Origin of the sequence: Myceligenerans pegani (genome assembly GCF_014892515.1) — a bacterium.
GTDB lineage: Bacteria > Actinomycetota > Actinomycetes > Actinomycetales > Cellulomonadaceae > Myceligenerans > Myceligenerans pegani.
Window position 1 is genome coordinate 1 of the sequence record NZ_JADBGR010000026.1, and the last position, 19,686, is coordinate 19,686.

Annotated in this window: 15 protein-coding genes; 5 read left to right on the forward strand and 10 right to left on the reverse strand. The window is 73.1% G+C overall.

Annotated features, from left to right (window positions below):
- The 4 genes from IIE03_RS02115 to IIE03_RS02130 form a co-directional block, all read right to left on the reverse strand.
- The coding region (locus tag IIE03_RS02115) for a translation initiation factor IF-2 N-terminal domain-containing protein (RefSeq protein ID WP_192861074.1) at window positions 1-610 on the reverse strand (610 nt) is incomplete at its 3' end.
- A gap of 164 nt (window positions 611-774) precedes the next feature.
- On the reverse strand, window positions 775-969 hold the full coding sequence (locus IIE03_RS02120; protein WP_318842752.1) for a YlxR family protein: 195 nt from the start codon (window positions 967-969) through the stop codon (window positions 775-777).
- A 171-nt stretch (window positions 970-1,140) separates the two neighbouring features.
- Window positions 1,141-2,220 carry a transcription termination factor NusA gene (nusA, locus tag IIE03_RS02125; RefSeq protein ID WP_192861076.1) on the reverse strand — a complete coding sequence of 360 codons (1,080 nt, stop codon included), beginning with the start codon at window positions 2,218-2,220 and terminating at the stop codon, window positions 1,141-1,143.
- Between the two features lies 1 nt (window position 2,221).
- Entirely contained in the window at window positions 2,222-2,908 is a 687-nt protein-coding gene (locus IIE03_RS02130; RefSeq protein WP_192861077.1) for a ribosome maturation factor RimP, read from the reverse strand.
- Window positions 2,909-3,171: 263 nt separating this feature from the next.
- Between IIE03_RS02130 and IIE03_RS02135 the strand changes: the two genes are divergently transcribed.
- A complete protein-coding gene (locus IIE03_RS02135; protein ID WP_193107576.1) occupies window positions 3,172-4,239 on the forward strand; it encodes a DUF4439 domain-containing protein in 1,068 nt (355 codons plus the stop codon).
- Between the two features lie 3 nt (window positions 4,240-4,242).
- On the opposite strand, the gene IIE03_RS02140 is transcribed toward IIE03_RS02135, so the two are convergent.
- Window positions 4,243-6,066: a proline--tRNA ligase gene (locus IIE03_RS02140; RefSeq protein WP_192861079.1), complete on the reverse strand. Its 1,824-nt coding sequence runs from the start codon at window positions 6,064-6,066 to the stop codon at window positions 4,243-4,245.
- A 49-nt stretch (window positions 6,067-6,115) separates the two neighbouring features.
- Between IIE03_RS02140 and IIE03_RS02145 the strand changes: the two genes are divergently transcribed.
- Window positions 6,116-7,075, forward strand: a complete 960-nt coding sequence (locus IIE03_RS02145; protein WP_192861080.1) for a DNA-formamidopyrimidine glycosylase family protein — start codon at window positions 6,116-6,118, stop codon at window positions 7,073-7,075.
- 27 nt (window positions 7,076-7,102) lie between these two features.
- Here the strand turns inward: IIE03_RS02145 and IIE03_RS02150 are convergent, their stop codons facing one another.
- The 3 genes from IIE03_RS02150 to IIE03_RS02160 form a co-directional block, all read right to left on the reverse strand.
- Entirely contained in the window at window positions 7,103-8,038 is a 936-nt protein-coding gene (locus tag IIE03_RS02150; RefSeq protein WP_192861081.1) for a GNAT family N-acetyltransferase, read from the reverse strand.
- An 11-nt stretch (window positions 8,039-8,049) separates the two neighbouring features.
- Complete coding sequence (ispG, locus tag IIE03_RS02155; protein ID WP_192861086.1) at window positions 8,050-9,192, reverse strand: flavodoxin-dependent (E)-4-hydroxy-3-methylbut-2-enyl-diphosphate synthase; 1,143 nt, start codon at window positions 9,190-9,192, stop codon at window positions 8,050-8,052.
- Between the two features lie 73 nt (window positions 9,193-9,265).
- On the reverse strand, window positions 9,266-10,564 hold the full coding sequence (locus IIE03_RS02160) for a M50 family metallopeptidase (protein ID WP_318842753.1): 1,299 nt from the start codon (window positions 10,562-10,564) through the stop codon (window positions 9,266-9,268).
- A gap of 177 nt (window positions 10,565-10,741) precedes the next feature.
- Between IIE03_RS02160 and IIE03_RS02165 the strand changes: the two genes are divergently transcribed.
- The gene (locus IIE03_RS02165) at window positions 10,742-13,138 is read left to right on the forward strand and encodes a hypothetical protein (protein WP_192861082.1); all 2,397 of its coding nucleotides are present in this window, start codon (window positions 10,742-10,744) and stop codon (window positions 13,136-13,138) included.
- 115 nt (window positions 13,139-13,253) lie between these two features.
- On the opposite strand, the gene dxr is transcribed toward IIE03_RS02165, so the two are convergent.
- Both dxr and IIE03_RS26575 read right to left on the reverse strand, forming a co-directional pair.
- Window positions 13,254-14,414, reverse strand: a complete 1,161-nt coding sequence (gene dxr / locus IIE03_RS02170) for a 1-deoxy-D-xylulose-5-phosphate reductoisomerase (RefSeq protein ID WP_192861083.1) — start codon at window positions 14,412-14,414, stop codon at window positions 13,254-13,256.
- Window positions 14,415-14,497: 83 nt separating this feature from the next.
- Window positions 14,498-17,263: a tetratricopeptide repeat protein gene (locus IIE03_RS26575; protein WP_192861084.1), complete on the reverse strand. Its 2,766-nt coding sequence runs from the start codon at window positions 17,261-17,263 to the stop codon at window positions 14,498-14,500.
- A 223-nt stretch (window positions 17,264-17,486) separates the two neighbouring features.
- Between IIE03_RS26575 and IIE03_RS02180 the strand changes: the two genes are divergently transcribed.
- Window positions 17,487-18,386 (forward strand): hypothetical protein, encoded by a 900-nt coding sequence (locus IIE03_RS02180; protein WP_225997128.1) that lies wholly within the window; start codon window positions 17,487-17,489, stop codon window positions 18,384-18,386.
- A gap of 397 nt (window positions 18,387-18,783) precedes the next feature.
- The gene (gene ehuB / locus IIE03_RS02185; RefSeq protein ID WP_192861085.1) at window positions 18,784-19,647 is read left to right on the forward strand and encodes an ectoine/hydroxyectoine ABC transporter substrate-binding protein EhuB; all 864 of its coding nucleotides are present in this window, start codon (window positions 18,784-18,786) and stop codon (window positions 19,645-19,647) included.
- The last annotated feature ends 39 nt before the right edge of the window (window positions 19,648-19,686 follow it).

A 19,686-nucleotide genomic window follows, 5' to 3' on the forward strand; every position in this document is an offset into this window, starting at 1 on the left:
GGCTGGACGCGAACGGGTTGTTGCCCGGACGCGGGCCACCGCCGCCACCGGCACCGGGGCGACCACCGCCGCCACCGGAACGACCGCCACCACGGCGGTCACCGGGGCGGGGCATGCCCTGGCTGGACGCGAACGGGTTGTTGCCCGGGCGCGGGCCACGCCCGCCGGGCTTCGGGGCCGCCGGGCCGGGCTTCGGCGCGGCGGGGCCGGGCTTGGGAGCCGCGGCGCCGGGCTTGGGCGCCGACTGTGCGGCGGGCGCCTCGCTCGCGGCCGGCGTCTCCGCCGCCTCCGCGACGGGTGCGGACGCCTCGGCCGGCGCTTCCGGAGCGGGCTTCGGGGCGGACTTCGCCCCTGGCTTCGGGGCGGACTTCGCCCCTGGCTTCGGGGCGGACTTCGCCCCGGGCTTCGGTGCGGGCCTCGCACCGGACCGGGCGGGCGCCTTCGCGGCGCCGGCATCGGTGAACTTGTCGCGCATCCGCCGCGCGACGGGCGCCTCGAGCGTCGATGACGCCGAGCGAACGTACTCGCCGGCCGACTTCAGCTCGGCGAGCAGGGTCTTGCTTTCCACTCCGAGCTCCTTGGCGAGCTCGTAGACGCGGACCTTTGCCACAACTCTCCTGTCTCGGTCCGTCCCGAGGCAGGGGCGAACCGCACTAGTACGACGTACTCATCGCTGGGGACTCATCGGGTGCCCATCGGCTTCTGACCCGCTTTCCTGTCGACGATTCGTTGTGCGGCCGGGCGTTTCCGCGCCCGGTCGTGACGTCCCGGCCCTCACCGGCCGAGATGTTCCCGGAGCTCCGTCAGATCGACGGGCCCGTCCGCGCGCAGCGCACGCGGTATCGCCCGACGACGTTCGGCGAGCTCCAGGCATTCTGCCTCCGGGTGGATCCAGGCACCTCGCCCCGGCAGGCAGGCCCGCACGTCGACGACGATCCGGGGCTGCGCCGCTGCGGGATCCAGAACCACACGCAAGAGAGCAGACCGCTGGTCGCGTCCCCGGCATCCGACGCACGTCCGCACCGGACCCGCCGGCGCGGAACGTGATGCCATCACCGAAGGAGCCACCAGGGCGGAAGAGGACGAAGTACGGGCTCGCGGCCCAGACTCGGTCAGTCTACCTTGCCTGTTCAACTGCTGTTACCGGTTCGATGACACGTGAGCGGTGCCACCACCGCCCGCCGGAGCCCCGCCGATCCCCCCGTTCTCGCCGGGATCAGCGGCTTCGTCGGACCGGATGTCGATACGCCAGCCGGTGAGCTTCGCGGCCAGGCGAGCGTTCTGCCCCTCCTTGCCGATGGCGAGGGACAGCTGGTAGTCGGGGACGACGGCGCGCACCGCGCGGGCCGCCTCGTCCACCACGGTCACCGACGACGTGCGTGCCGGGGACAGCGCGTTGGCGACGAAGCGCGTGGGGTCGTCGCTCCAGTCGACGATGTCGATCTTCTCGCCGTGCAGTTCCGTCATGACCGCGCGGACCCGCGCGCCCATCGGCCCGATGCACGCACCCTTGGCGTTCAGGCCCGCCACGTGGGAGACCACGGCAACCTTGGTGCGGTGACCGGCCTCCCGGGCGACGGACATGATCTCCACCGACCCGTCGGCGATCTCCGGGACCTCCAGCTCGAAGAGCTTGCGGACCAGACCGGGGTGCGTCCGGCTCAACGTCACCTGGGCGCCCTTCATTCCCCGGGCGACCTCGACGACGTACGCGCGCAGCCGCTCGCCGTGCTCGTACTCCTCGCCGGGCACCTGCTCGTGGGGCGGCAGCACGGCCTCCGTGTCACCCACGTCGACGAGCACCACACGCGGGTCGCGCCCCTGCTGGATGATGCCGGCGACGACCTCGCCCTCCTTGTCGCGGAACGTGCCCAGGACCTGGTCGTCCTCGGCGTCGCGCAGCCGCTGCACGATCACCTGGCGCGCGGTCGCCGTGGCGATACGGCCGAAGTCGCGCGGCGTGTCGTCGAACTCCGGGCCGAGCTCGAACGGGGCGGGACCCTCCGGGTCGTCCGGGTCGGTGTACGCCTCGACCTCCTCGCGGGCCCAGACCGTGACGTGACCGCTGCTGCGGTCGACCTCGACGCGGGCGTGGCGGTAGGAGCCCGGCGTACGGTGGTACGCGGAGAGCAAGGCCTGCTCGATCGCCGAGACGAGCACGTCCAGGCTGAAGTCCTTCTCGCGCTCCAGGATGCGCAGCGCGGCCATGTCGATATCCATCTCAGCCCTCCTCGTTGTGGCCCGCCGCCCCGCGGCGGGGCTCCCGGGTCACGGCGTCGTCGTCAGCACCAGCACTCTCGCTCACCGTGGCGGCGTCGGCATCCTCAGCCGCCGGGCCGGCTGAAGTCCCCTCATCGCCCCGCCCGCGCTCGCCCGGCCCCTCGTCCGGTCCGGCATCGGGCCCCGCGGCGCCGGACCCGGCGTCGTCGGGCCGGCTGAGCTCGACCTCCACCTTTCCCCTGCGCACATCGGACAGGGCGATCCGCCGCGCGCCGTCGAGCACGAGGACCGTGCCGTCGCCGTCGCCCGTCACGTCGGTCAGCCGGCCCGAGACGACCTCGCCCCCACCCGCGGGTGTCAGCGTGACGAGCCGCGTGCGGGCACGCCGGAAGTGGCGCGCGGTGGTCAGGGGCCGCGACGTCCCGGGCGTCGAGATCTCCAGGGTGTACGCACCGGCGACGACGTCGCCGTCGTCGAGCGCGGCGGACAGCGCCCGCGAGACCTCGCCGAGCGTGTCGGAGTCCAGGCTGCCGATCCGCGTCTCGGGCAGGTCGAGCGTGATCCGCACGACCGACCTGTTCCCGGCACGCGTGACCCGCACCTCCTCGAGATACAGATCGGCGTCGTCGACCACCGGTCCGACGATCCGGCGGACGTCGTCCTCCTGCCGGCTCGCGGGCTGCGCCATCGTGTTCCTCCCGTCGGCTCCCTGAAAAGGGGGTACCGCTCGAGCCAGGACCCGACCGGTGTGCTGTTGTCTACTGCGCTCAGCCTACGATGCGCCGCGCACCGGGTGCAGGCGAAGCGACGTGACGTCGGACGCAACGGGGCCGCACACCCGCGCGACCGCTGGGACGCGCACGAACTCGTCCGCGAGACGTGGCATCATCAGGCACGATGAACGCGAGCCCGGCCGCACCGTCCCGCCGCACCGCACGATCGCACGGTCGCGTGCGATTCCGTCGCCGCGCGGCGGTCGCGATCGCCTGCGCACTGCTGCTGAGCGGGTGCGGGGTGCGCTTCGACGCTCCTCCGCCGACGGAGCCGGTGCCGGACCCGGTCGAGATCGTCCGCCGTACCGCCGTCGACGACGCGCTGCACGTGGCCGAGCAGGCCGAGGCCGTCGCGGCCCTGCGGAAGACGAGGCCGAAGGTCGCCGAGACGCTCACGGACATCGCCGAGGTCTCGCGGCGGCACGCCGACCAGCTCGGCGGCGAGTACGAGTCCGGGCTGCAGTCCGATCCGCCGAGCCCGACACCGACCGAGCTCGCCGAGATCCCGCCCGGCGCCGGCGCCGTGCTCACCACCCTGTCGGACGCGGCCGCGCGCAGCGCCACCGCCGCAGACGTGTGCGAGGACGGCACGCTCGCGCGGCTGCTCGCGTCGATCTCGGCGGCGCAGACGCTGTCGGCGCGGAAGCTGGCCGCTGCGACGGGCAGGCCGCAGCCCGCGTACACCCCGCCGGTCGTCCCGGGCAGCGGGGACGAGACGGCGCCCGCCCCGTCGGCGGCACCGAGCGACGACGGGGCGGACGCGACCGAGGAGTCCGACACGACGACGGCGGCGCTCACGCCGTCCGCCCGGCCGACCACACCGCCCGTCGGCGTCGCGGAGGCGGACCTCGTCGCCATCATCCTGGCCGAGGACTCCACGGCGTACGCGCTCGAGGTCCGCGCCGCCCAGGCGGACGACGAGACCGTGCGCGAGAGACTCGCGAACCGCGCCGAGACGCATCGCCGGCGGGCCGAGGGCTGGGCGCGCGTCGCCGGCGTGGACGGCACCGGCGCCGACCCGCGCCGGGCAGCCTACGAGCTCCCCGGCGCGGAGGTGACCAGCCAGGACGTGCTCCTGCAGGCCGAGGGCAGGATCGCGGCCGGGTACGCGAGCCTGGTCGGCCTCGCGGAGGCGGACACGCGCGCGGTGGCGGTCGCGCTGCTCACCGACTCGGCGATCGCGCAGAACTCGTGGGGCGCGCCCATGATCTCGTTCCCCGGCCTGCCGGAGCAGGCGGCGTCCTGAGCCTCAGTCGTCGAGCAGCGCCTCGACGCGCCGGACGGTCTCCGCGACGGCGTCCTCCACCGGGATCTGCTCCGCCTCGCCGACGCGCTCCCGCACCTCCACGACGCCGTCCTTCAGCCCGCGGCCCACGACGACGAGCAACGGCGCACCGAGCAGCTCGGCGTCGGCGAACTTCACGCCCGGGGCGGCCTTGGGCCGGTCGTCGTACAGCACCTCGACGCCCGCGGCCACCAGCTCGCCGGCGATCCGCTCGGCGGCCTCGAAGACCTCGGCGCCCTTGCCCGTGGCGACCATGTGCACCTGCACCGGAGCGATCCGCGCCGGCCAGGCCAGGCCCTTCTCGTCGTGGTTCGCCTCGGCGAGCGCGGCCAGCGCGCGGGTCACGCCCACGCCGTACGAGCCCATCGTGACGACGGCCTGCTTGCCGTTCTCGTCGAGCACGGTCAGGCCGAGCGCCTCCGCGTACGTGCGGCCGAGCTGGAAGATGTGCCCCATCTCGATGCCGCGCGCGAGCTCCAGCGGGCCGGAGCCGTCCGGCGCGGGGTCGCCGGCACGCACCTCGGCCGCCTCGATCGTGCCGTCCGCGGTGAAGTCGCGGCCGGCCACCAGGTCGAACACGTGCCGGCCCGGCTCGTTGGCGCCCGTGATCCAGCGGGTGCCGGGCACGACGCGCGGGTCGAGCAGGTAGCGCACGGCCGAGCTCTTCTCGCCGTCGCTCCCCTCGACCTGCGCTCCCTGCGGGCCGAGGACCTGCGGCCCGATGTAGCCCTTGACCAGTTCGGGGTGGGCCTTGAAGTCCTCCTCCGTGGCCGGCTCGGCCTCGGCCGGCGCGACCGCGGCCTCCAGGCGCTTCAGATCGACGTCGCGGTCCCCCGGCAGCCCGACGACGAGCAGCTCCCGCCGGCCGTCCGGGTGGCGCAGCGCCAGCACGACGTTCTTCAGGGTGTCGGCCGCGGTCCAGGCCCGGTCCGGCCGCGCGAACCGCTCGTTCGCGCAGGCGACCAGCGTCTCGATGGTCGGCGTGTCCGGAGTGTCCTCGACGTGCGCGGCGGGGGCGTCGTCGTACGGCAGGGACTCGGGGACCGGCGTGACGACCGCCTCCACGTTGGCGGCGTAGCCGCCGGCCGACCGCACGAACGTGTCCTCGCCGATCGGCGACGGGCTGAGGAACTCCTCGGACTTCGAGCCGCCCATGGCGCCGGACATGGCCGAGACGATGACGTAGTCGAGGCCGAGTCGCGTGAAGATGCGCTCGTAGGCATCGCGGTGCTTCGCGTAGGCGGCGTCCAGGCCGTCGTCGTGCACGTCGAAGGAGTACGAGTCCTTCATGATGAACTCGCGCCCGCGGATCAGCCCGGCGCGAGGACGCGCCTCGTCGCGGTACTTCGTCTGGATCTGGTAGATGACCAGGGGCAGGTCCTTGTACGAGGAGTACAGGTCCTTGACCAGAAGCGTGAACATCTCCTCGTGCGTGGGTGCGAGCAGGTAGTCGTTCTGCTTGCGGTCCTGGAGGCGGAAGATCCCGTCGCCGTACTCGGTCCAGCGTCCCGTGGCCTCGTACGGCTCCCTCGGCAGCAGCGCCGGGAAGTGCACCTCCTGGCCGCCGATGGCGTTCATCTCCTCGCGCACGATCGTCTCGATCTTGCCCAGCACGCGCAGCCCCAGCGGGAGCCAGGAGTAGATCCCCGGGGCGGCTCGGCGGATGTAGCCGGCGCGGACCAGCAGCCTGTGGCTGGCGACCTCGGCGTCGGCCGGGTCCTCGCGCAGCGTGCGGACGAAGAGGGACGACATGCGTAGCAGGTCGCCCGAGCGGAGTGCGGATGACATGGGGGCAAGCCTACTGGCGTCCCACATCACAACCGAGCAGGATGGGCCCATGCCGGAACTTCCCGAGGTCGAAGCTCTCGTCCGGTTCCTCGGCGAGCGCACCGCCGGCCGCACCGTGGCCGGGATCGAGGTGGGCGGCATCGCCGCACTCAAGACGGTCGACCCGCCCGTGACGGCACTCGCCGGCGGAGCCGTGCGGGGCTGGACCCGGCACGGCAAGTGGCTCGACATGTCGGTGTCCGACAGCGCCGCGCCCGACGAGGGCATGTCCGACGAGGGCATGTCCGACGACGGCGGGCCGGGTGGGCCGCTGCATCTCGTCTTCCATCTGGCGCGGGGCGGGTGGGTGCGCTGGTCCGACCAGCTCCCGCGCACGCCGGTCAGGCCACGGCTCGGGGGCGCGGGGAAGGGCGCGATCACGGCGCTGCGGGTCCGGTTCGACGACGGCTCCGGGTTCGATCTCACGGAGGCGGGGACCCGCAAGCGGCTCGCCGTCCACGTGGTCCGCCGGCCGGACGACGTCGCGATGGTGGCGTCGCTCGGCGTCGAGCCACTGGATCCCGCGTTCACGACCGGGGTGCTGGCCGGCCTCCTCGCCGCGCGGAATCAGCAGGTCAAGGGCCTGTTGCGGGAGCAGTCGGCGATCGCGGGGATCGGGAACGCCTACTCGGACGAGATCCTGCACGCGGCGCGGTTCAGCCCGTACAAGCTGACACGGTCCTTCACCGAGGAGGAGACCGTCCGGCTGCACAGCGCGATCGGGCAGGTCCTCGCCGAGGCGATCCGGGCGGCGTCGGGCAAGCCCGCCAAGGAGCTGAAGGACGCGAAGCGGGCGGGGATGCGGGTGCACGGCCGCACCGGGGCGCCGTGCCCCGGTTGGGACGGGACCCCGTGCGGCGACACCGTGCACGAGGTGAGCTTCGCGGACCGCTCGCTCCAGTACTGTCCGACCTGCCAGACGAACGGCCAGATCCTGGCGGACCGGCGGCTGTCGCGGCTCCTGAAGTGACATCGGCCCGCGGTCGGAACAGAGCGGTCAGAACAGGACCGTGGCGAAGGTTCCCACCTGCTCGAAGCCGACCCGGCGGTACGTCGCGAGCGCTCGTTCGTTGTAGTTGTTGACGTAGAGGGAGACGACCGGGGCGATGGTCTCCCGTACCGCGCCCACCACCGCCGACATCCCCGTCACGGACCAGCCCCTCCCCCGGAACAGCGGGTCCACCCAGACGCCCTGGATCTGTGCCACGGTCCCCGCGACGGCGCCGACCTCGGCCTTGAAGGCGACGGTCTCGCGTCCGCGCGGGGTCGTCTCGGTGCGGATGAACGACCGGCCGTCGGCGATCAGGGAGCGCACCCGCTGCACGTACGGACCGCCCCCGCCGGCGACCGGCGAGTAGCCGACCTCCTCGGTGAACATCCGCACGCACGCGGGCAGCACCATGTCGAGCTCCGCGAGGGTGGAGCGCCGCAGGGCGGGATCGGGTGCGACGTCGGAGCCCCGGGTGATCGCCATCGACGGCTGGTCGACGCGGATCTCCCGGGGCGCGGGCCAGTATCGCTCCAGGCCGTCCCAGAGCCCCAGCGCGGCCTCGCGCTCACCGACGATCGAGCTGGACCGCCGGCCCTGCGCCCGCGCGAGCGCGGCGAACGCCCCCGCCGCCTCGCTCTGCCGGGCCGCGCCGAGCGCGTCCGGAACCACGGGGACCAGGTTCGCCCCGGCCCAGCAGACTGCCTCCAGCGGGCCCGTGGCCGGGAATCCCCAGCCCTGCCCGCCGGCGGCGGCGAATCCGGAGCGGGTGGCGATCTCCAGCCGGGAGGCCGCGAGCACCGACGCCACGGGCTCGAGGTAGCAGACCGCGAGCGCCTCGGGCAGGTCCGGCATGCCGAGCACGCGGGCGTCGGCCGGGCCGCCTGGCGCGGGCGCGCGCCGCACGCCACCGCGAGGGTGGAGCGGGGTGCGCGAGGTGGCCATGAGTGGTGAACCTAGACGACCGACACCACGGGCGCGCCCGCCTGGGCGTCGTTCTCGGGGGCGGGCATGGTCTCGGCGATCCGCATCGCCTCGTCGATCAGGGTCTCCACGATCATCGACTCTGGCACGGTCTTGACCACTTCGCCCTTCACGAAGATCTGTCCCTTGCCGTTGCCGGAGGCCACGCCGAGGTCGGCCTCGCGGGCCTCGCCGGGTCCGTTGACGACGCAGCCCATGACGGCGACGCGGAGCGGGACCTCCATGCCCTCGAGGCCCGCGGTGACCTTCTCGGCGAGCGTGTAGACGTCGACCTGGGCGCGGCCGCAGGACGGGCAGGAGACGATCTCGAGCTTGCGGGGGCGCAGGTTGAGCGACTGGAGGATCTGGTTGCCGACCTTGACCTCCTCGACGGGCGGGGCGGACAGGGACACGCGGATGGTGTCGCCGATGCCCTGGCTGAGCAGCGCGCCGAACGCGGTGGCGGACTTGATGGTGCCCTGGAAGGCGGGGCCGGCCTCGGTGACGCCGAGGTGCAGGGGCCAGTCGCCGCGATCGGACAGCATCTCGTAGGCGCGCACCATGACGACGGGGTCGTTGTGCTTGACGGAGATCTTGAAGTCGTGGAAGTCGTGCTCCTCGAAGAGGCTTGCCTCCCAGACCGCGGACTCCACGAGGGCCTCGGCGGTGGGCTTGCCGTACTTCTCCAGGAGGCGCTTGTCGAGCGACCCGGCATTGACGCCGATGCGGAGCGAGACGCCCGCGTCCTTGGCGGCGGCGGCGATCTCCTTGACCTGGTCGTCGAACTTGCGGATGTTGCCCGGGTTGACGCGGACGGCGGCGCAGCCGGCGTCGATGGCCGCGTAGACGTACTTGGGCTGGAAGTGGATGTCGGCGATCACGGGGATCTGGGACTTGGCCGCGATGGCGGGCAGCGCGTCGGCGTCGTCGGCGCTCGGGACGGCCACGCGCACGATGTCGCAGCCGGCCGCCGTCAGCTCGGCGATCTGCTGCAGCGTGGCGTTGATGTCGGTGGTCGGGGTGGTCGTCATGGACTGCACGCTGATGGGCGCGTCCCCGCCGACCTCGACCTTGCCGACCCGGATCTTGCGGGTCTTCTTGCGGGGGGCGAGGACAGGCGGGGGCGCTGCTGGCATGCCAAGACTGATCGCGGTCACGGTGTCCAGTATCCACGCTCCGGGTGGCCTGCTCGCAACGCGGTGGCGGGGATCACGTGATCCGCACGGGATCCACCAGGTCCGCGATGATCAGCATGCCGCCGACTCCGAGCAGGGCGAGGAAGACGACGTAGGTGACGGGCGTGAGGCGTGCGACGTCGGCCGGTCCGGGGCGCGGCAGGCCGCGCAGCTTGTGGAGCGCGCGCTTGGTGGCCTCGTAGAGCGCGTTGACCACGTGGCCGCCGTCCAGGGGCAGCAGCGGGATGAGGTTGAACACGAACAGGGCGATGTTCAGGCTGCCGAGGATCCCGATGGCCCAGGCGACGCGCTCGCTCGTCTGGTCGTAGAGGGCGAAGCCGTCGCCGAGCAGGACCCCGACGCCCACGACGCTCTGGACCGAGTCGACCGACCGTTCCTCGTCGGTGAAGGCCTGGCGGGCGGTGTCGGCGATCCGCACCGGGAGGGTCGCCACCATCTTCATGGTTTCCCAGGTGCCCTCGCCGACGGTCGGGAGCACCTCGGACCACGGGCCGCGGACGCGCTCCTGGAGCGGGCTGAAGCCGATGAACCCGGAGGCCTCGAGCACCGGTTCGCCGGCGGCGTCCTCGTCGACCTGCTTCTGGACGACCGTGGGCGTGACGGCGAGCTCGAGCTCGGCGCCGTCACGCTCGACGACGACGGGTACCGTGCGGGTGCCGGTGTCGGCGATGAGCCCGGACAGCTGCTCCCAGTCCGTCACGGCGACGCCGTCGTACCGCGTGACGACGTCGCCCGCTTCGAGGCCCGCCTCGGTGGCCGGGACGGGGGTGCCGGTGCAGGCGGGATCGTCGACCGTGTCCACCGTCACGGCCTCGGGGACGCACTCGGACACCTGGCCCACGGTGGTGGTGACCTGCATCTGCCCGAACCCGACGATGAGGATGCCGACCATCACCGTGGCGATCACCAGGTTCATCACCGGGCCGCCCAGCATCACGACGATCTTCTGCCACGCGGGGAGGTTGTAGAACGCGCGGTGCTCCTCGCCCGGCCGGACCTCCTCGGTGGACTGCTCCCGGGCCTCGGCGATGAGCCTGCCGAAGATGCCCCTGCCGGTCTGCCTGCCCTCGGGCGCGGGGGGCATCATGCCGACGAGGCGGACGTAACCGCCCAGCGGGATCGCCTTGACGCCGTACTCGGTCTCCCCCTTGACGCGCGACCAGATCGTGGGGCCGAAACCGACCATGTACTGACTGACGCGCACACCGAACTTCTTGGCCGGGACCATGTGCCCGATCTCGTGCAGCGCGATCGACAGCATGATTCCGACGAGCAGGACGAGGAAGCCGGCCACCCAGGGAAGAACGCTCACGCGGCGAGCCTACGGCACCTGTCTGACAGTGATGTGGGGGGATCCGGCGGACGGATCGGGCGGGGCCGTCCGGCCGCCGGCGGAGCGCTTCGCCGACCGATCACCGACCCGGACTCCTATGGATGTCCGCTTTGCTTTTCATTGACCCAAACATGATGGCATGAATAGCCTGCGCTCATGGCTGACGTCGCAGAGATGACGGACCTGGACGAACACCGCGCGCACCTGCCCGCGGACCTCGACCAGATCGCCGAGGTGCTGTTCGACACCGAGGCCCGCGTGAGCGCCGACCACGCCTCGCCCCTCGCGAGCCGCCTGCGCGGGATGGGCTTCGACATCCCGCGGATCTGGGCCGCCCCACGCTGGAACATGGGCGCCACCCGCGCCTCCCGCCGCCGGCACACCGACCCCGACGACCCCCGCATCCAGCGGGCCGCCGAGCTCCTCGAACAGGTCGTCGAGACGCCGTGCGGCCCGGCCCTCCTGGGCCTCTACCTCTGGTCGATCGCCGAGGACGCCTCCCAGCAGTCCGCCCGGCACGGACGCGTCGCCGCCGCGCTCACCGGCCTGCGCCACGCGTGGATCGCGAACCGCGAACGGGTCCCGTGCCGCCACTGCCGCAGCGAGGCGGACGCCGTCGTCGCGCTCGGCGACGCCTTCCGCGCCCGGCTCGACGTGGCCGCGGCGCGCAACTCCGGCAGCGTCGACCGGTTCGTGATCATGCTGGACCGCGCCGTGCAGGCATCGGCCCGGCTGGAGGAGACGGCCCTCCGGATCACCGACGAGAAGTCCTGCCTGCGCGGGCACCTGGTGCACCAGGCCCGGATCCGGTTCCGGTACTTCACGGCGATCGGCGAGGCCGCCATCGCGGCGAGGGCCACGCTCGCCGGCGAGCCGGCCGGTCTCGCCGGAGCGATCGAGCAGCTCCGGGAGCTCGAACGCGCCCCCGGCCTCAACTACATCCTCGCCAGCGAACTGCGCGCCCACCGGGCCCACCTCGAGGCGCTCGCCGCCGGGGTGGACTCCGACTGGCTCACGGTCGACCGCTGCCGCACCGTCTACGTGTTCCCGTTCGGTCTGCCGCAGATCGACGGCGCCGACGCGACCGAGCGCGTCCGCGGGCTCGTCGGCAACACCCTCCCCGAACTGCTCGGCACGCGCGCCGTCTCGGTACGCACGGCGCTCAAGCTCGACGACGTGTGGGACACCGAGGACCCCTTCGGCGCCTTCGACGGCGCGACCCTGAACCTCCCCGACGTCAGTGTCACCCAGCCCGACGGCACTCCCGTGGCGCACCTGTCGTGCGAGGTCCGGTTCGGTGACCTCGGGAACCACTACGTCCGGTTCCGGCAGACCGGCAAGGATCTCGGACCCCAGGAGGTCCGCGACGCCCGCTACCTGATCTCCAGCCTCCACGACGACCTGCGGATGCACTGGGACATCCCCCAGCCGGACGGCACGGACGCCAGCGCGTCGATCGTCGACTCGTCCGGCTACCACCCCGTGCACCTCTTCCACCTCGCCTACCGGCTCCAGGAGGCGATCGCCGCGTACTTCGCCGGACGGCCCGAGGGCTGGCGCACCCCGGAGCGGCCCGACAACCCCGGCCAGGCCCTCAGCATGAACCTCGCCCGGGGCCGCTCCCACGTCCTCACCTTCGTGGTCGAGGCGAGCGCCGGGCGCGGTCCCGCCTGCCCGCCGCAGGACCGGCGCCCGATCACGAGCGCCGACGAGCTGCTGGCCACCTACGGGCACCAGCCGCTGCTCCAGCCGGTGCCGTACAACACGACATCGCTGGTCGACTGGACGCTCCCGCAGCGCCAGCCGGTCCTCCTGGAGGGCGTACGCAACTCCGGCGACCTCGTCGCGGTCACGCCGAACGCCACGACCATCGCCATGTTCGACACCGCCCACTTCAAGATCGTGCAGTACGGCTCGCTGGTGGAATTCGTGGCAAGCATCAGCGGGATGCTGGCGGCGTGGAACACGCGCCTGGCGCAGTACTTCGACGAGGTGGAGGACATGCTGGGTCGCCCCGAGACCGAGGACACCGATCTCGCCGCCCGCACCGCCTACCTCAGCCAGCAGCAGCTGCAGCTGCACCGCTTCGCGGGCCGTGCCCGGCGCGCGATGTCCGTCGTGAGCTCGCCGACCCTGCTGGCCTCGGCCACCGAGTACCAGCAGATGGCGGAGCTGCTGCGGGCGTTCGACCTCACCCGGCAGTCCCGCGAGCTCGACCGCCGCCTCCGCGAGCTGCTCGCCGAGCCCATCGCCGCGCGCCTGGCGACCGTCCGCCGGCAGCACGAGGAACGCGAGGCCGAGGAACAGCGCCGCACCCTGGAGGGCCTCACCGTCGCCGTGTCCACGTTCGCCGTGCTCACCGTGTTCCACACGATCCTGGCGATCGCCGTGGAGGCGAACGACTGGAGCGGCTGGGTACCGGTCACGCTCGCGATCGTGTCGAGCGTGGTCGCGTTCGTCCTGGCCGTGGCGGTGTTCATGGTGTGGGTGCGCCGGCTGCGGCGCCCTGGCCGGTCGCCGGTGCTCCCGCCGGGGTACCGCACCGGCCGGTGAGGGTCCGTGGAGGCGTCCGCCCGCGGACCGTCGTCGTGCCCGCATCCGCCGGTCGCGGCGACGGTGACAACGGCGACGGAGGCACCGGCCCTGCGGCCGGCCGCGGTGCCGAGGCTCAGCCGGCGACGACGGCGTGGGCGCGCGCACGCGCCCAGGCGTCCGCCGCGAGCACCCCGGAGACCGACGACGCGTCACCCGGCTCGCTCGCGTGTGCGTCGACGACGGCGGCCACGGTGTCGACGATGTCGGTGAAGCCGATCTCGCCGTCGTGGAACGCGTCCACGCACACCTCGTTCGCCGCGTTGTAGACCGCCGGGAACGTGCCGGCCGCCTCACCCACCTGGCGGGCGAGGCGCACCGCGGGGAACGCGTCGTCGTCCAGGGGCTCGAACTCCCAGCTCGCGGCTCGCGTCCAGTCGATCGGCACGTCGACGCCGTCCAGCCGCTCCGGCCACGACAGGCCGAGCGCGATCGGCACCAGCATCCGCGGCGGGCCCGCCTGCGCGATCGTGGACCCGTCGACGAACTCGACCATCGAGTGGATCATCTGCTGCGGGTGCACGACGACGTCGATCGCCGTGAACGGGACGTCGAACAGCAGGTGCGCCTCGATGACCTCCAGCCCCTTGTTGACGAGGGTGGCGGAGTTGGTCGTGATGACCCGCCCCATGGAGAAGTTGGGGTGCCGGAGCGCCTGCGCCGGCGTGACGTCACGCAGCTCGGCGCGCGACATCCCCCGGAAGGGCCCGCCCGACGCCGTCACGACGAGACGTCGCACCTCGGCCGTGGTCCCCGAGCGCAGGGACTGCGCGATCGCCGAGTGCTCGGAGTCCACCGGGACGATCTGGCCGGGACGCCGCACCGCGGCTCGTACCAGCGGACCGCCGACCACGAGCGACTCCTTGTTCGCGAGCGCCAGCACGGACCCGGCGCCCAGCGCGGCCAGCGTGGGCCGCAGGCCCACCGACCCGGTGATGCCGTTGAGCACGACGTCGCTGCCCTGCCCCGCGAGCTCCGTCGCGGCGTCGGGGCCAGCCAGCGCCTCGACACCGGCGGCCCCGGCGGCGGCGAGCGCCTCGCGCAGGTCGTCGCGGCGTGCGGCATCGGCCACGGCGACGGCCCGCACGCCGAGTTCGGCCGCCTGTTTCGCGAGGCCGGCGACGTCGCCGCCGGCGCTCAGCGCGTCGACGCGGAAGCGATCGGGGTGCCGGCGGACGACGTCGATCGCCTGCGTGCCGATGGAGCCGGTGGACCCGAGGATGGTGACGCTGCGCACCGGCCCATCCTCCCAGACCGCGGTGCGCGTCCCGGTCGGCGTCGTCGTCCCACGGGCCTCTCTACGTCGTCCCGTGGGCACCCCTACCGGGACCTGACCGAGGTCGGCGGGGCACCGCGCGGGTCGCACGCCTCGGACAGGATCGCCAGGGAGAGGTCCAGATCCTCGCGATAGCGGGTGCCGTGCATCGCGACCAGGGCGTGCCGGATCGCCACGGCCTCGGTGGCGTGCTCCACGGCCTCCTCGGGGCGGCCGAGCGTCACCAGGAGCGACGCGCACGTCGAGCAGGCGCGGGCGAGCTCCGGCCGGAAGCGTGCCGGGTACCGGGACGCGAGGTCGCGCAGCAGGGTGACGGATTCGCGCAGGAGCTCGGCGGCCTCGGCGACGCGGCCGAGGTCCGCGTAGGTCGCCCCGAGGTTCGCGCACGCCGAGGCGAGGTCCGGCCGGTGCCGGTCCGGCTCGTCGGCGGACAGGCGGCGGAGGATCTCGACCGCCTCCCGCGTCGGCTCCACGGCCCGCTCGGGCTCTCCGAGGTCGGAGTACCGGACCCCCAGGTTCGACAGCGAGCGCGCCAGGTACCGGTCGAACCGCTCGGGCGCCTCGGCCGCGAGGTCGCGGCGGATCGCGACGGCTTCCTGTTCCAGCGGGAGCGCCTCGGTGAACCGGCCCAGCCGGGAACAGGTCACGCCGAGGTTGGAAAGGGAGGACGCCAGCGTGTACGCGTACGCCCGGGGGTTCTGGCGGGCGAGCCGGCGCCGGGCCGCGAGGGCCTCGGTCTCGAGGGCGTACGCGTGCTGGACGCGGCCCAGGCCCGAGAGATGGGCGCCCAGGCGAGCGAGCGAGAGTGCGAGTTCGCCGTCGTATCGCTCGGGTTCGGCGGCGGCGAGGTGCCGGCGCATCTCCAGCGCCTCGGTCTCGGCCGCCACGGCCTCCTCGAGGCGGCCCAGTTCCGCGAGGGCGCAGCTGCGCAACGACAGCGCGAAGGCCAGCTGCGGCTCGAAGTCGACCGCGTACCGGCGCGCGAGCCGGCGCCACAGGTCGAGCCCTTCGGTCAGAGCCTCCAGCGTCTCCGTCGGCCGGCCGCGGTCCACGGCCGGGCCACCGCCGATCAGCGCCCATGCGAGCTGTGCCTCGTACTGCACCGGGTCACGCTGCACGAGCCGGCGCAGCACCGCCACCTCCTCGAGGGCGGCCGCGTCGGATTCCGCGTACCGGCCGAGGGAGGCGTACGTCGCGGAGACGGCGCGCAGCACGAGGGCGAGCTCGGGTTCGTTCCACACCGCCTCGTGGGGCGGTGACGTGCGCAGGACGGCGAGCGCCTCGGTCAGCGCGGCGTGTGCCTCCGCGTGCCGCCCCAGGCTGTCGCGGACCGTTCCGAGGCCGCACAGCGATCGCGCGAGGCACCGGCCGTAGCGGTCGGGGTCCTCGGCGGCCACGACGCGCCAGGCGGCGACCGCTTCGGCGGCGGGCTGGAGCGCTTCCTGGTGCCGGCCGAGGGCGCAGAGCGCCCGGGTCCGATGGGTGAGGGCGTCGGCCCACGCCGCCGGCGTGCCGTCGAGATCCAGGATCCGCGCGGTGAGCGCCTCCATCAGGCCGCCGGGTGGCGCGGGATGCTGCGGGAGCAGGCCCAGCAGTCCGCCGAGCACGGCCGGGTCGGGCGGCAGCTCGTCGACGACACGGCCCAGCACGGCGTCGATCGGCGCGCGTCCGGGGCCGGGTGGCGGGTCGATCTGCGCGGAGCACAGGAGCACGGCGGCCCGGTGGGCCACGGCCGCGGGCAGCCCGCGGATCCACCCGTCCGCGAGCCACGGCGTGGCCGCGAGGCGTCGCGCCACGTGCTGCTCGGCCATCCGGCGGGGTATCGCCGAGTCGATGTCGCCCGCGGGGCCGGCCAGGCCGCGCAGCCACGCCACGCCCGCGTCGGTCGCGAGCACGGGTGCGGTCCGGCGCAGGGCCTCACGCGCGGTACCGTCCGAGCCGGCGCCGAGCAGCATCGCGGCCGCGACGGCGTCCTCCACGTCGTCGGTGGGCAGGCCCGCACGGGCGGCCTCGACGGTCCACCTCCCCCGCTCCCGGTCCAGCAGGGCGCCAAGTGCACGCGAGGGATCCACCAGCACGGGTGGCTCCCCGGGCGACGGGACGGCGGGACCGCCGTCGGCGACGGCCACGAGCGCGGCGGCGTGCAGGTCGAGCGGGGACGGCCGATCCGCGGACCGCCGCACCGTCAGCGCGGGCGCGGAGGTGCCCAGGCCGCGCGCGAACGCCTGGGCCGCCGCCGTGACGAGGGCCTGCTCGTCCTGGTCGTGCGGCGGAGCGAGATGGGTGACGGACGTGCGTACGTCGCCGGCCCACAGGTCACTCGCCCAGCGCAGCCGGTACCACCATTCCCGGCCCGTCCGGGAGAGCAGCAGGACGCGCAGTTTGCCGCTCGCCGTCCGGCGCAGGCGCGCGAGCAGGGCGGCGAGGTCGGTGCGGGAGGCGGCGTCGTCGACGATCACGAGCGTCCTGCGGGTCGGCCGGGTGCCGGAGGACAGGGCGGCCCGCACGGCGGCGTCGTCGTCGGACGGCCGGATCCACACGCAGCGCCACGCCGAGCGGGTGAGGCGCCGCGCCGCCTCGACGGCCAGGCGCGTCTTGCCCACGCCGCCGAGCCCGGTGGTCAGCCGGAGCTGGACGGCGTGCGGCTCACGGCACCAGGCCAGCAGCTCGGCCAGGTCGGCGTCGCGGCCGGAGTACGGGACGACGCGGCGCGCCGGGTCGAGGAGGTGGGCCAGTCCGTCGGACGGACCGCCCCGGACGGAGCCGGCGTTCGCGATCCGCCGCCATGCCGTGCGCGTACGTTCGATCACCTGGGGGCCTCGTCGACCATCGATGTCCACGCTCATGGGGCCCCAGTGAACTCCCGGCCGCGGGCGGGCTCCAGTCCTGGTCGTGATGCGATTCGAGCCGAGCTGCCCGGGATTCCTCTCCTGGGTGCTATATCGCAATTCGAGCGGCGAAGTACCTCAAAAGATACCGTCCGTCGCCAACTCTCACGTTGCGGTTGAACTTGAGGTCACTTAGCGTCGCGGCATGAGCGTTCACACGGACCAGAGAACGAGCCGGCCGGCCTTCTCGGCGATGAGCGGCCCGCTCGTCCCGACGGCCGCCGTCGCGGTCGTCACCGCCGTCGCGGTCGTCGCCGCCATGACCGCCGCACCCGCGGCGGCCGCGCCCGCCGACGCCGGCCACACGGCCACCGCGCGGGTCGCCGCCCGGACCGACGACTCCGGGGCGCCGACCTATCGCGTCTACGCCACTCGTGAGGGTCTCGTCGGGCACACCACCGCGAACGGCCACCGCATCAGGAAGAACGACCACTTCGTCGCGCTGCCGTCACGGCTCGCCCTGTCCGAGAAGGGCGAGGGAGCACGGTCCGTCCGCGTCTGCGCCCCGTCCACGAGCCGTTGCGAGTACGCGCCCGTGTGGGACGTGGGCCCGTGGAACATCAAGGACAACTACTGGAACTCGGCCCGCCACCGGGAGCGCTTCGCCGACCTGCCACGCGGCGTGCCACAGGCGCACGCGGCGTACTACGACGGACACAACGGCGGCAAGGACGGCTTCGGCAGGCAGGTGCGCAACCCCGCGGGGATCGACCTGGCCGACGGCACCTTCTACGACGGGCTCGGCCTGACGGGCAACGCCTGGGTGGACGTCACGTTCCTCTGGCTGGGGGACGGCCCCACGGGCACGATCCGCACCGGGACCCATCGGCCGCTCAACGTCCGCTCCGGTCCCGGCACCAGCTACGCGAGGTCGGGCCTGGCCGCGGCCGGGACCCGGGTCACGATCCGGTGCACCGTCTGGGGCGAGTGGGTCGACGGCCACCTGGGCAGCACTCCCCTCTGGAACAAGATCGGCCCGGGGCACTTCGTCTCGGACGCCTACACCCGCACCGGCACGGGCCGGCCCGTCGCGCCGCCGTGCTGACGCCCGCACCGCGCCCGCCCCGGCGCTCCGGCGCGCTCCACGGGTGGGCTGACGAAGCGCGCGAGCCGGACCATACTGGCTGTAACGGACCCGTAGTGGCAGCCAGGGACCCCATGGACGATCACAGGCAGGGTCTCGAAGCGGTAACGAAATGATTGCGGCACCGGCCCGCCGAGCGACACCCGGGACCGTGCCGCGGAGAACAACGTTCTGGCAGGTCAGACGGCATTTATCGGTCGCGCGCGAGGGCGCGCGCCCGGGCGCGCGAGGGCACCGACACTCTGTTCCGGCCGTCGTTGAGACCCGGACGGTATCTGCATAGGGTCAAACCCAATCCAGGCAAACCCGAACCGGCGTGCCAGGGCGGCGCGCCGCGCAACCGAAAGGTCGTGGCCACATGGCCCTCCGACGCAAGATGACCCTGGTCGCGCTGACCGCGGCCGGCGCCCTCACCCTCGCCGCCTGCGGGGACGGCACCACCGGCAACGGTGGCGAAGGTGACGGTGAGGTACTCACCATCGGCATCGCCAACGAACAGCCCTACGGCTACATGGACGACGACGGCAACGCGACCGGCTTCGCACCCGACGTCGCCCGCGAGGTCCTCTCCAACCTCGGTTACGGCGAACCCGAGTTCGAGGTCGTCGAGTTCGGCAACCTGATCGGCGGCCTGCAGGCCCAGCAGTTCGACATGATCGCGGCCGGCATGTACATCAACGAGGAACGCCTCGCCCAGATCCAGTTCTCCGACCCGGACTACTGCACCACGGAATCTCTCGCCGTGCCCGAGGGCAACCCCGAGGACATCGTCGACTACAGCTCGTTCGTGGAGAACCCCGACCTCACGATCGCCGTAGCCAGCGGCACGGTCGAGGTCGGCTACGCGGAGGAGGCCGGCATCGGGGAGGACCAGATCAAGTCGTTCCCGGGCATCGACCAGATGTACCAGGCGCTGGCGGCCGGGGAGGTCGACGCCGTTACCGGCACCACCGCGACCGTCAACGGCCAGGTCGAAGGGCGCGAAGGGCTCGAGGCCGTCGAGCCGTTCTTCCCGAAGGACGCCGAGGGCAACGAGACCCTCCCCTGCGGCGGCTACGGTTTCCGCCTCGACGACACCGAGTTCCGCGACGCGTTCAACGAGGAGCTGAACAGGCTGCGCGAGGACGGCACGACGATGGAGATCATCACCAGCTACGAGGGATTCGAGGAGTCCGACGTGGAACTCGCGAACGACCTCACGGTGGCCGACTTCGAGGAGTGACCACCTAGGACCCGCGGGCTCCGGGGCCGGTGGACCGGC